This is a genomic window from Bavariicoccus seileri WCC 4188, assembly GCF_000421665.1.
Taxonomy (GTDB): domain Bacteria; phylum Bacillota; class Bacilli; order Lactobacillales; family Aerococcaceae; genus Bavariicoccus; species Bavariicoccus seileri.
The window spans coordinates 1-12,565 of sequence record NZ_ATXL01000053.1; the positions used below are offsets into that span (position 1 = coordinate 1).

12 protein-coding genes are annotated in these 12,565 nt (G+C 36.0%); 10 read left to right on the top strand and 2 right to left on the bottom strand.

Annotated elements, in window-relative coordinates:
• Nucleotides 1-229, bottom strand: a 229-nt coding sequence (locus H541_RS0109365; protein WP_022797055.1) for an IS256 family transposase, incomplete at its 3' end; no start/stop codon positions are given.
• 212 nt (nucleotides 230-441) lie between these two features.
• Here H541_RS0109365 and ccpA point away from each other — a divergent pair.
• Nucleotides 442-1,443, top strand: a complete 1,002-nt coding sequence (ccpA, locus tag H541_RS0109370) for a catabolite control protein A (protein WP_022797056.1) — start codon at nucleotides 442-444, stop codon at nucleotides 1,441-1,443.
• A 158-nt stretch (nucleotides 1,444-1,601) separates the two neighbouring features.
• On the opposite strand, the gene H541_RS12240 is transcribed toward ccpA, so the two are convergent.
• Nucleotides 1,602-4,022, bottom strand: coding sequence for a transglycosylase domain-containing protein (locus H541_RS12240; protein ID WP_169461102.1), 2,421 nt, complete (start codon nucleotides 4,020-4,022; stop codon nucleotides 1,602-1,604).
• Between the two features lie 242 nt (nucleotides 4,023-4,264).
• Here H541_RS12240 and H541_RS0109380 point away from each other — a divergent pair, with 242 nt between their 5' ends.
• The 9 genes from H541_RS0109380 to H541_RS0109420 all read left to right on the top strand — a co-directional run bounded on the left by H541_RS0109380 (nucleotide 4,265) and on the right by H541_RS0109420 (nucleotide 11,677).
• Complete coding sequence (locus H541_RS0109380; protein ID WP_022797058.1) at nucleotides 4,265-4,774, top strand: VanZ family protein; 510 nt, start codon at nucleotides 4,265-4,267, stop codon at nucleotides 4,772-4,774.
• A gap of 69 nt (nucleotides 4,775-4,843) precedes the next feature.
• Nucleotides 4,844-5,566: a YebC/PmpR family DNA-binding transcriptional regulator gene (locus tag H541_RS0109385; protein WP_022797059.1), complete on the top strand. Its 723-nt coding sequence runs from the start codon at nucleotides 4,844-4,846 to the stop codon at nucleotides 5,564-5,566.
• Between the two features lie 270 nt (nucleotides 5,567-5,836).
• Nucleotides 5,837-7,624, top strand: coding sequence for an oligoendopeptidase F (gene pepF / locus H541_RS0109390; protein ID WP_022797060.1), 1,788 nt, complete (start codon nucleotides 5,837-5,839; stop codon nucleotides 7,622-7,624).
• Nucleotides 7,625-7,856: 232 nt separating this feature from the next.
• On the top strand, nucleotides 7,857-8,846 hold the full coding sequence (comGA, locus tag H541_RS12245; protein ID WP_022797061.1) for a competence type IV pilus ATPase ComGA: 990 nt from the start codon (nucleotides 7,857-7,859) through the stop codon (nucleotides 8,844-8,846).
• A 63-nt stretch (nucleotides 8,847-8,909) separates the two neighbouring features.
• Complete coding sequence (locus tag H541_RS0109400) at nucleotides 8,910-9,989, top strand: type II secretion system F family protein (protein ID WP_022797062.1); 1,080 nt, start codon at nucleotides 8,910-8,912, stop codon at nucleotides 9,987-9,989.
• Nucleotides 9,990-10,100: 111 nt separating this feature from the next.
• Nucleotides 10,101-10,463 (top strand): competence type IV pilus major pilin ComGC, encoded by a 363-nt coding sequence (gene comGC / locus H541_RS12250; protein ID WP_022797063.1) that lies wholly within the window; start codon nucleotides 10,101-10,103, stop codon nucleotides 10,461-10,463.
• A 16-nt stretch (nucleotides 10,464-10,479) separates the two neighbouring features.
• Nucleotides 10,480-10,953, top strand: coding sequence for a competence type IV pilus minor pilin ComGD (gene comGD / locus H541_RS0109410; RefSeq protein WP_022797064.1), 474 nt, complete (start codon nucleotides 10,480-10,482; stop codon nucleotides 10,951-10,953).
• A gap of 105 nt (nucleotides 10,954-11,058) precedes the next feature.
• A complete protein-coding gene (locus H541_RS0109415) occupies nucleotides 11,059-11,253 on the top strand; it encodes a hypothetical protein (protein ID WP_156831900.1) in 195 nt (64 codons plus the stop codon).
• Nucleotides 11,228-11,677 (top strand): ComGF family competence protein, encoded by a 450-nt coding sequence (locus H541_RS0109420; RefSeq protein ID WP_022797066.1) that lies wholly within the window; start codon nucleotides 11,228-11,230, stop codon nucleotides 11,675-11,677. The genes H541_RS0109415 and H541_RS0109420 overlap by 26 nt, the downstream gene beginning before the upstream one ends.
• The last annotated feature ends 888 nt before the right edge of the window (nucleotides 11,678-12,565 follow it).

Consider the following 12,565-nt stretch of genomic DNA (forward strand, 5'->3'; position numbering starts at 1 on the left):
CCAAAGTTCCAACACGCGTGGTAAACGTTCGCTCATAGTAACCATTTCGCTGACTCTGACGTGTTTCTGAGCGTTCATAGCCCTCAGCTTGAATATAATCAGTCCGTTGGTTTTCCATCAATTGGTTAAATACGGTGGTCAAAATATTTTTTGCGGCATCTCCTTGGACAGAATAGTCAATAATGCTTTGAAGCTCTTCGCTATTCAGTGTAAAATGTACTTGGGTCATGTAAAGTCCTCCTAGGTATGTTTTTGTCGTTAAAAACATTGTACCGTAAAAAGGGCGTTTACATGGCTCTTTATCTTTTACACAATTATATGGACTTTATCTTCTTTTATGAAAGATAATGTGAAAATAAATGGAAAAGATTTTGTAAAACGCTTGCAAGTATGAATTTTTAATGATAAATTAATTATTATAATATGGGAGGAGGAGTAGTGGTGGAAAAAGATACCGTAACGATTTATGACGTAGCACGTGAAGCAGGTGTTTCGATGGCAACAGTTTCACGTGTAGTGAACTCTAACGCAAATGTAAAACCTGCTACCAGAAAAAAAGTTTTAGAGGTAATTGATCGCTTAGATTACCGCCCAAATGCAGTAGCACGAGGTTTAGCTAGTAAGAAAACAACGACAGTGGGGGTATTGATACCAGATGTTACGAACTTATATTTCTCAACGTTAGCACGCGGGATTGATGATGTCGCTGCAATGTACAAGTACAATATCATTTTAGCAAACTCAGATAAGAATGATCAAAAAGAGATTCAGGTTCTGAATACTTTGCTGAACAAGCAAGTAGATGGCATCATTTATATGGGCAATTCTATCTCTGATGCAGTTCGTCGAGAATTTAATCGTACGAAAACACCAATAGTTTTAGCAGGTTCAGTTGAAATTGAAGGTGAGTTCTCCAGTGTCAATATTGACTACCAAAAAGCTACCTATGATGTGGTGAATCAACTGGCTAACTCTGGTAACGAACGTATCGCTTTTATTTGTGAGACACTCAGTGATCCAATCAATTGTCAATTACGTCTAAAAGGCTACAAACAAGCATTAAAGGATCATGGTATTCCTTACGACGAGAATCTATTATTCGAAATCAGTGAAAGCTATTTAGCTGGTGAAGTTATTTCTGATCAGTTGAAAATTGCCAATGTTACAGCAGCGTACATCACCGATGATGAGATTGCAATCGGTGTTCTCAATGGGATGATTGATAACGGCTATAAGATCCCTGAAGATTTTGAAATCGTCACAAGCAACAATACACGTTTAACAAAAATGGTAAGGCCAAGACTTTCGAGTGTTGCTCCACCTTTATATGATATCGGTGCTGTAGCCATGCGCTTACTAACTAAGGTTATGAATGATGAGGAAGTTGTCGACGATCAAGTTATTTTGCCTTACCGCATCGAAAACAATGGAACTACCAAATAATCACTATAATCACTTTTTAACAAGTGCCTTTCTAAGAATTTAACGAACGACTAAAGCAAAAAAGCTGATCCACTAGGTGGAGTCAGCTTTTTTGCTTTATCACTTTTCTCACTTGTTTGAGGGACCTAACGATTCTTGATTGATTAGTTTCCAATTAATCAGTTATCACTAGTTTCATCAGCATCTTCGGAGGAATCGTTATCAGAATTAGCGTTCTCGTCAGGATTGTCATCGTTATCATTAGAGTCATCGTTGTCATTATCATTAGTATTATTGTTATTATTTGAATTGTTATTTTGGCGCTCTTCTTCTCGTTTTTTAGCCTTATTTTGACGATCTCGTTCTTTTGTTAGAGCAGACCAGAATTTAGTGAGGTCTTCATCTGTTGAGCCCGGCAGAAGATGATAGGTTGGTTGTATAGGAGGGTGGTTTTGTTTAAACAAATCTTCGACTTGTTGTCCACCAATACGATAAGTCCTATTATTTGGCAACGAAACAGTACCGCCTGCTGTACCAGTGCTCTTATAAACTTTATCAGTGTATACGCTAGATGGTTGAGTAAATGAGCCGCTAGTAAGGAGCGAGTTGTCAACATTGTTAAGACTATTTGCTAATGCTGACCAATAGATTAGGTTCCTAGTTGAAGGGAAACCATAACCATCATATTGCGATACGATGCGAGTTTCATGAGTATTATCATAACCAATCCAGCTGCTTAAAGTGATATTGGGGGTACTACCGATGAACCAGATATCCCTGAATTCTTCTGAAGTACCTGTTTTTCCGATTAAGTTATCTGAAGAAAAGTTTAGCATACTAGGTAGTCCAGATGCTGTTCCATTTGTAATGACATCTCTTAGCATGTCGGCAACGATATAATTGGTTGCTTCGTCAAAGACATCTTTAGTGGTAGATTCGTGTTGGTAGATAACTTCTCCATTTCTATTTGTAATAGATTCTATCATATAATAATCAGTATGTTTTCCGTTATTGCCAAATGTTGAAAACGCACTAGTCTGTTCTGCATTTGTTGGTCCCGTCTCAGTACCACCAACTGCTAACGAAGGATTAGCATACTCATTACTTCCGATGCTATTGATACCCATATTCTTGAGATAAGGTTCAGCACTGATTCCCTTATCCAACATTTCAAGATAGAGCTTGATAGTAGGGTTGTTTAGACTCTCTTCTAAGGCATGACGAACAGTAACAAATTTATTCGAAATCGTGCCACCAAAATTGCTTGGTTCCCAAGTAGTTCCATCTTGTTGTTTGTATTCAATTTTGGTATCTGCCAGTAAGTTTGCAGGGTATATTAAGTTTTCACTAATAGCTGGCCCATATACTAAAAGCGGCTTGATCGTTGAACCAGGAGACCGTCTCGTTGAGAAGGCATGGTCTAGTTGACTAGTCTCAAAGTCTCTACCAGCAACAAACCCGAGTACTTTACCTGTTTTATTTTCAAGTAAAACTGATCCAGCTTGAAGAGGCGCATCTTCTGTAACTTCCTCACCACTTGTTTCGTCCTTAAAGGTATCACTATAGGTCGGTCCTAAGTTTCCAATAGTATTTTGAGTAGCACTTTGCATTGAGTCATAGATCTTTTTATTGATTGTTGTTTTGACTTTGTAGCCTGCAGTACTCAGTTCCTGAGCCGCTTGATTATAGTAATAATCGGATAAATCAGTATTCTCGTTGATATTATTCCTAGAGACACCGTCTTCCTTTAATTTTAGGTCAACTAGTATATCTAATGTTTCTCTTTCTGCTGCTTGATATAAATAACTCTGCGGTGAAGTTGCCACCGAGGTTGGACCGATAAAATCTTTAGTGATATCGTAATTCTTAGCTTCCTCGTACTCAGTATGAGTCAAGTCGCCTTCACGGTACATCCGATACAGGACAGTTTGCATACGCTCAATCCCGGCAGACTGGTCCTTCTTGACCTCGCCATATTGTTCGTATGGTGTATAAACATAGGGATTTTGAGGTAAACCGACTAAAAAGGCAGCTTGTGGTAAGGAAAGATCTTTCGCGCTAACACCAAAGACACCATTCGCAGCGGCTTCAATACCAGCGATATTTTGACCATTACTATTTCTTCCAAATGAAGATACATTCAAATAGCTTTCAATAATCTCGTCTTTTGAAAAGAAATCCTCCAAGTAATAGGAGAGTAAGATCTCATTTGCTTTCCGTTCGAAAGTTACTTCATTGGTTAAAATCTGTTGTTTTACTAATTGTTGGGTCAATGTTGATCCACCGGTTACTTGGCCACCAAATCCAGTTGCTTCTTGGATAAGGGCACGTAAAACAGCTTTTGGAACAACACCATGATGCTCGTAAAAATGACTATCTTCTGTGTCAACGAGTCCTGTGATAACAAACTCTGAGATTTGATCTATAGATGTCTTCTCACGAACTAAATCTGTTCTAACGGCTGAAATGGGTTCATCATTGTCATAGTAGATATTAGACACTAATTCAAGGTTCGTAATTTCCGCTGATAGCTCTTCCTTAGGTGGAGGGGTAGTATCCATAGTGACACTAACAAAGTATCCTAATCCAATTCCGCCCACAAATATGGATCCAAAAAACAAGATAAGGATCAATACGAAAACAAGGCGCTTAGTCACATCGTAGAAGATGTTGAAGCCACTTGTAAATTTATGCCAGCTTTGGCTACGAAAGAAAATTTTCAATTTATTGAAAAAGTTTTGCAAAACAATCACTCATTTCAAGGAAAGTATCTCTCACAATTATAACAGATGTAGTAGAATAAGTAATTAGTTGTTATTATTATACTAAAAAGGAGTACATCATGTCTAAAAAGTATCGAGGTCCGGTTTGTATCAGTGTAGCTTTAGTGATCATGGTCATTGTCTTTATTAGCTCAAGTATGACTTATAAAGAGCAGAGCTTAGTACCAGTTTTTAGCCATTTTAGTGGTTTTTTTGATTGGATCGGGTCGTTACCCTTAATCAACAAGATTAGGTTTCAATATGGCAATGTCATGGTTTCCTTCGAAGAAGGAGAACGCATTGCTGCAGTTGAGTTTTTCATTCGAAAAGGGGCTCATTTTTTGACTTTCTTTATGATAGGCTTTTTCTGGTGTCGAGGGCTTATACTATCAAAAACAAAAATATGGCTCTCCGTTTTAGTCAGTATAATTATTGGAGTATCCTATGCTGGCTTTGATGAATTCCACCAAGGAATTACTGGGGGAAGAACGCCTTTGATGCTAGATGTCATATTAGATAGTTTCGGTGCGATAGTAGGGGTTACAGTAGCGTATCTTATCCATCACTCAAAGCGAAGATTAAAGTTCTAAGCTTGATTTATAAGGGTTATATGTTTAAAATGGGATAGTATGATTAAATTATGAAAGTAGGGAAATGCAATGTCAGGACATTCAAAATGGAATAATATCCAAGGCCGTAAAAATGCACAAGATGCAAAGCGCGGTAAGGTATTCCAAAAATTATCACGTGAAATTTATATGGCGGTGAAAAGTGGTGGTCCTGACCCCAATGCAAACCCGTCTCTTCGATTAGCGATGGATAAAGCTAAAGCTAATAATATGCCTAATGACAATGTTAAACGTGCTATTGATAAGGGATCCAATACAAACGAGTCAGCAAACTATGACGAAGTGACTTATGAAGGTTATGGACCAAGTGGTGTAGCCATTTTGGTTCATGCTTTAACAGACAATAGGAATCGGACATCCACTAATGTAAGAGTGGCCTTCACTCATAATGGTGGAGCTCTAGGAGAAACTGGTTCAGTCAGCTACTTATTTGATCGTAAGGGTTATATTGCTATAGATCGAAAAACGACCGATGTTGATGAAGATACAATGTTGATGAGTGTTTTAGAAGCTGGTGGTGAAGAACTAGAAACTAGTGATGATGTGTTTGAGATTTATACAACACCTGGGGATCTAGGAGCAGTCAGAGATGCTTTGGAAGAAGAAGGCTATCAACTTGCAAATGCCGAAACAACGATGGTTCCAAAGACCTTTGTTGATTTAAATGAGGCTGATACTGAAAAGCTGACAAAAATTGTTGATGCCCTTGAAGATGATGACGATGTCTCAGATGTTTATCATAACGCCGAATAAAAACATAACTATATGAACCATTGTGAGGAATGAGATCTTAGTATCTCATTCCTTTTATGCTATATAGACTTTTAGTTAGATATCAGAACGAAAATGTAGGGTAGCAAAATAGCTTCTAGTAGTTGATCTGCTTTTTAACTCAGATGTTTTTTTACTAAACGGGATTATAGTGAGTTCTTAGAAAAAAGTGTATACTGAGTTATATCATAACGATTTACCTTATTAGGATAAATCGTTATGATAAGTTTAAATAAGGATGGGAGATAGTATATGTCTACGAACGCACTACCATTAAGAAAAGATGTCCCAGTAAATGAAACTTGGGATATGTCGTTGTTATTCCCAACCCAGGAGGCCTTTATAGAGGCTCTGGAGCAAATGGATAAAAAAGTCGATGCATTTGCCAAAGAGTATAAGGGAAAGTTGACTTCTAGTAGCCTGTTGACGAATGCCTTAAGAGATCTTAATGTGATTGATGCTGAACTAAGCCCATTGATTCATTATGGTACTTTACCTATAACGGTTGATGCAGGGGATGAACAAGCGGCAATCAATGAAAGCAAAATTTATGAGTTATTTGAAACTGTTGGCGCTAAACTCGCTTTCGTTGACCTGGAAATCGGTCAAATAGATCCCTCTATTGTGGCTGAGTCGCTGGAATCTTATCCAGAAGCTAAACCTTTTATCGCTAAAATCATGCGGTTTAAAGACCATCAATTGGATCAAACGTCAGAATCTTTACTTGCAAGCCTACATAGCAATTTATTTAGTTTTTCTCAAAGCTATGATGCGACTAAATTTCAAGATTTAACGTTTGAGTCGTTTGAGGTTGATGGCGTTGTTTATCCCAATAGTTATGTCCTATTTGAAAATGAGTATGAATTCCATGCTAACACAGATATCAGACATAAAGCCTGGGAGTCATTCCATAAGACACTATCAAAATATCAATATACAACAGCCAATAATTATATAAACCAAGTTAAATTGGAAAAAAAGATAGCGACACTAAGAGGATTTGACTCTGTAATCGATTATTTACTCAGTGATCAACAGGTTACACGTGAGGCGTTTGATCGTCAACTAGATGTTATCATGTCTGAGTTTGCACCCGTTATGAGAAGATATGTCAAGTTGATCCAGGAGAAATATGATTTACCAACTTTATCGATTAAAGATGTCAAGTTGAGCCTATCAGATGATCAGAAGAAAATCAGCATTGAAGATGCCAAAACGATGCTGACTGATGCCTTTCAACTTCTAGGCGATGATTATGTAGCAGTGATTAACCGAGCGTTTGATGAGCGTTGGATAGACTTTCCTAAGAACACTGGGAAAAGTACTGGAGGTTTTTGTGCTAGCGTCTATGATGGCCCTTCTTATATCTTACTTTCATGGACAAATTTGATGAGCGAAGTATTGGTTTTAGCGCATGAACTGGGACATGCTGGGCATTTTCAAAATGCTTATAAACATAACGACGCTATTGTTCCGGAAGCTAGCTTATATTTTATTGAAGCTCCTTCAACTTGTAATGAAGTAGTGATGTGTCAGTATCTGTTGAGTAAAACGGATGATAAAGCGGTTCAAAAAGGATTGATCTCAGAGTTCATCAGTCGAACATATTTCCATAATATGGTAACACATTTACTTGAAGCGTATTTCCAAAGAGAAGTTTATACAAGAATCGATCAGAAAGAACACTTGAATGCGGCAAAACTGAACCAGATTTTTAAGGAAACTCTTGAAAAGTTCTGGGGACCTGAAGTTGAAATTTCAAGTGGTGCTGAATTAACTTGGATGAGACAACCTCATTACTATATGGGATTATATAGTTACACTTATTCAGCTGGTTTGACGATTGGGACACAAGTTGGCTTGAAATTGCTTAAAGATCCAGATAAATATGCTAAAGCTTGGTTAGAAATTTTATCTAAAAATGGGTCATTGGATCCAATTTCACTTGCTAAAGGTGTAGATGTTGACATGACAAATGATCTTGCTCTTAAGAGTACAATTGCTTACGTCAATTCATTGATTGATCAATTAGAATCTTAAAAATAGTTCTGATGAATGTTTAACAAGATGAATAGGTTAAACCAGATGATTGAGGTTTAATAAATAGTTCTAACGAAGGCAAAATATGTCAATAACAGAATAACGTGAGACTCAAAAAACAATCAAATTTCCAATTTAAGCGGAATTTTGGTTGTTTTTTTGATTTCTCGCATCCCTTATTATGACCGGTCAGATTATATAGTAGCTATAGGTAAGGATGGTAAGTAGAGGGATGATAAAGAAACGCTATAATGACATGATTGATAAGGGGATAGAATACGACATCGACGATATCTATGTACTACCCAAAAACGATCACTATGCCATACTGTATCGTAGCGGAGAAGAGATTACAGAAGAAGTTGAATTATCGAATGATATTGCACAGCAGTTGATCAACTATATCAAGTATATTGGACAACTGAACATTGGAGAGAAACGCTTACCACAATCCGGAACAATCAAGGCAGTTGGAAGTAAAACTACTGTACGTGTCTCGACACTTACTAATTACGAAAATAAAGAATCACTGGTCCTGAGGATGCATTTAGATACAAAGAAAGAACAAAAGATCGATGCTTATTACCCAGACGACTTAAAAACATTAAGGAAATTGATTCAATCTAAAAATGGGTTGCTCTTATTTTCTGGGCCCGTTAGTTCAGGTAAAACAACTTTGCTTTATCAATTGTTAAGGGAATCCTATCGTCATCATCAAAAACAAATAATAACGATGGAGGATCCTGTTGAACTAAAAGAAAATAACTTTTTGCAAACAGAAATCAATGAACAAGCTGGAATCACCTATGATCTGTTAATCAAAAGTGCCTTAAGGCATCATCCTGACATTTTATTAATTGGGGAAGTCCGTGATGAGACTACTGCACACATGATGCTGAGGGCGGCATTGACGGGTCATTTAGTTGTTGCAACAATCCATGCTAAGAATTGTAAGGGTGTTTTGTTCAGACTGCTAGAATTGGGCATCACAAAACAACAGCTAATTCAATCCATCGTATCGATCACAACTCAACGTCTTATCCCAGATAAAGCGGGAGGCAGAAGACTATTGATGGAATTAATGAACGGAAGACAAGTCGAGCAATTGCTGATGGTAAATAAGGAGCAACCAGCGGCAGAATCATTTAATTATAAGCTAGAAGCTCTATATAAGTCGAATACAATCACTGCGTTTCAAAGAGACGCTTTCTATCTTCATTGAACTTTATTGAACTTCATTGAAAATGATAAAAAAAATAAAATTTGAGTCGTGGAGGCGGATGACGTGCTGGCAAGCTTGTTTACTATAGCTGATAACTTTTTTAAAAATATCAAGCAAAGTAGAAGATATTGGAAAAAAACAGAGCAATGCTTATTTTTAGAGACATTTTCTGACCTTATTGAAGAAGGACTACCTTTTAATGATGCTATATCCTTTATACAAATTATAATGCCAGATAAAAAGGAGTGTTTAAGGGAGTTTGAAAGTGCAGCAAGAGATAATCAATCGCTCGCCAAAGCCTTCAGTTACGTCATATCTTCAGAATCTAAATTGGGACGGATAGCCCTTGCGCAAGAACAAAGCTATATCACACAAACTTTAAGAAACATCTCAAAAGAGCTATTAGAGGAAGATAAGCGGAAACAGAAATTAAAAAAAGCCTTAGTCTATCCAATATTTTTAATTTTTAGTGCTTTGGGACTACTAATAGGAATAAGACATTTTTTATTACCGCAAATTACGATGCTACTGCCAAAAGATCAGAATAGTAGCCAAAATTTAGCAACTATCATTTGGTGGATCAAAAGAGGTCCAGATTTTTTATTAGGCTTACTAGTGGTTTCAGCACTGCTCATCTATTGGTTTAAACGATATAGTCGTCCAGAATCAAATTTAAAACTGGCAAAAAATGTCCTCCGTTTTGGTTTTTTAGCAAGGCCAATCAAGCTGTTTTACACCTATACTTTTATTCAAGAACTAGCAAATGTGTTAAAGCAGAATGCATCAATTATGATTGCGCTTGGTCAATTACAAAATGAGTATATGCCTGTGACGACAAAGCTACTTGCACATTCGCTTGAACAGCAACTTTTAAGCGGACGAGATGTCATCGAAATTTTCAATTCAGAGACGCTCTTTACTAATGAACTAGGTTTAGTAATGAAAAGAGGGGATGAGACCCATCAAGTAGCCAAAAAATTAGAATTATACGCTAAAGACTGCTTTATTGAGGCAGAGGCTAAAATTCAAAAAGCTATTTCTTACATCCAACCATTGCTACTACTATTTGTTGGAGCTGTGATAACTAGCATATATTTTATCCTCTTAGCTCCTGTCATAACGATGATCGACCAATTGATGTAGTCCAATGACCGTATGATTGTAATTTTAAACAACATTAACAAGGGAATTAAACTAAAAAGTAAACGTAAATTTCAAACTAAAAAAAACAAAAAAAGAATAGGAGAAGATTCTATGACAATAGCTGTAAAATTCGGTTTGATTTTAAATGGTGTTAGAAGAAATGCGAAAAAAGGCTTTACCTTGATTGAAATGATGGTGGTAATGTTTATCATATCATTAATTAGTTTGCTGGTGATTCCTAATATAGCGAATCAAAAAGCAAATATTGAAGCCAAAAATGACGGAGCCCTCATACAAGTGACTTTGAGCCAAAAGGAATTATATGAACTAGATCACAGTCCTAATGCGATTGCGACTTTAAATGCGCTATACACCGAAAAATACATTACGGAAGGGCAATATAATAAGTTGATTCAATTAGGTGTTTCGGATGAGACTGTTATAGATGATGGCTTGTTAAACTTAATAGATTAATGGATTTGAATTTATAATGCATCTATTTTCTAGATTAAATCTTAGCCAGACTAACCGCATCAGTCACAGAGGCTTTACACTGATCCATACTCTTTTGGTGCTAGTGATCATCAGTGGATCAGTGTTACTAATATCTGTAAATCCGCTAGAACGAGTGGCTCGATTAGAAGAAGAATTGATTTTAAGACAGTTTGAAGCTCAAGTCAGTTTGCTACAGTCTTATAGCTATTTAAAGGAAAAACCAACTAGAATCCAATTTAGACCATATCCTACTAATCGCATCGATTTTATAGGAGTGGACGCTAATGATATACAGATTGAATCTGTTGTATTACCTTCTTCAATTCATTTAAAAACAAATACATCTATTAAATTTTCTAACACTGGGGTTAGTAACAATATGATTACTGTGAAGATGCAGCGTCATAATGAAGAAATGAATTACAGATTTCAATTAGGAGCTGGAAGATTGTTTAAAGATATCCTATAAATACTATGTTTGACTTGTTAAATATATACGATATAAGCAAATAAAAAATATAAAATGTAATAAAAAAGAAATGAGAGTAGCTTATATATAATGGATATAATAACTGTGCTAGTTAAAAAAAATAGTTTAAAGAAAAAAGGTTATATTTTAACAGAAGCACTCATTGCTTTTGCGATTACGGTCATGATGCTCCTTATGCTTTATCACGTGATGTTGTCGCTTGTGATATTGGAGGAAAATAAGAGAGAGATAGTGATGATACGAAGGGAGATGTATGAGAATAAGCAAGAGGAGAACTAACAGTGGCTTTGTAGTCACTAATGCCATAATTGGGTTATGGATCAATAGTTTGACCTTGATCCTATTATTTTCATTATCTCGTAGTATGACCTTCGTCCCATCTAGAATCTACGATAGCCATTTACTTGATGAGCATTGGTTTATTATCCATTTGGAAGAGTATATAGAACACTATGAACTAATCAGTATTAATCAAAGTAATATTGTGTTTGCTGATGAGCAAAATGAGCGAGTTATCTATTTTGAACGCTATTACAACAAAGATGGCTTGATGATCAGAAGAAGGACAAATCAAGGCGGACATGAGGTTTTATTAAATCGATTGACATCTATGAGATTTGAAGACCAAGGTGACTCGCTAATAGTAAAATTACAGCATGAGTCAGCCTCACAAAGTAATGTTTATAAAATTAGCTTACTGTGATGAAAGAATGAAGAGTTGTGATATGAAGAGATACCCTATGAACAGATACTCTATGAACAGATACTCTATGAACAGATACTCTATAAAAAGACACTCTATAAACAGATTTAGCATGACTAAGAACCATAGAAGCTTCAAACAGGTAAAGCAATTTAGTTTTCAGAAGACATTAAACAGTGGCTTTATTTTGATACATGTCTTATTACTCAATACTTTAATTTTGACGATAATCTTGTTTAGCTTGCCAGTTTTTCGTTCAAAAATCTATTCTTACCAGCTATTAAAAGAATACTATGACACTAAAATTACACAGATTGATAGTAATCGGTCAGAAAATACTGAAAAGTCTATTGACCAGGAGATAAGGTTGTTTAACAAGTCTGAAAGAAGACATTAGAAGGTAATAATAGCCAAATAAAGGCAAAAATAGAAAAGTGGAACCGTATAATGTAAATAGTGCCACTTAATGACGTAAAATGACACAAAAAAAACCAAAGATAGCTTATTCAGCAATCTTTGGTTTTTTGGTGTAGTAACACAATTTCAGACGTACTAGCATACTATTTATAATTTAGACCTAGATAATTCATAGTTTTATGAGTTTGCGCTCTAAAACCGTATTTCTTCAACATTTGTAAAGAGTTTCTTTTTTCACCCATTTGGTGCGTGAAAAAAGAACACCTTTCTGTTAATGTAGATTTGACGAAAATACAAAACAGAGGTGTTCTATATGTCAAATTTACGCGATAATCGACTAAGTTTCAATAAAAATGTTCAAATTTCCTCAAAAAGTGAAAAGCTATCTTCCCATGGCGGATTGATTTTGGTTCGTGAGTTCCTCGAAAAAATTCAGTTTAATAAATTAGTGAAGAAAAATGTGCATTTTGA

Excerpts from the sequence above, each read along its gene's own strand:
- H541_RS0109380 (WP_022797058.1), top strand. The coding sequence starts at position 4,265 with ATGTCTAAAAAGTATCGAGGTCCGGTTTGTATCAGTGTAGCTTTAGTG.
- H541_RS0109385 (WP_022797059.1), top strand. The coding sequence starts at position 4,844 with ATGTCAGGACATTCAAAATGGAATAATATCCAAGGCCGTAAAAATGCA.
- pepF (WP_022797060.1), top strand. The coding sequence starts at position 5,837 with ATGTCTACGAACGCACTACCATTAAGAAAAGATGTCCCAGTAAATGAA.
- comGA (WP_022797061.1), top strand. The coding sequence starts at position 7,857 with ATGATAAAGAAACGCTATAATGACATGATTGATAAGGGGATAGAATAC.
- comGC (WP_022797063.1), top strand. The coding sequence starts at position 10,101 with ATGACAATAGCTGTAAAATTCGGTTTGATTTTAAATGGTGTTAGAAGA.
- comGD (WP_022797064.1), top strand. The coding sequence starts at position 10,480 with ATGCATCTATTTTCTAGATTAAATCTTAGCCAGACTAACCGCATCAGT.
- H541_RS0109420 (WP_022797066.1), top strand. The coding sequence starts at position 11,228 with ATGAGAATAAGCAAGAGGAGAACTAACAGTGGCTTTGTAGTCACTAAT.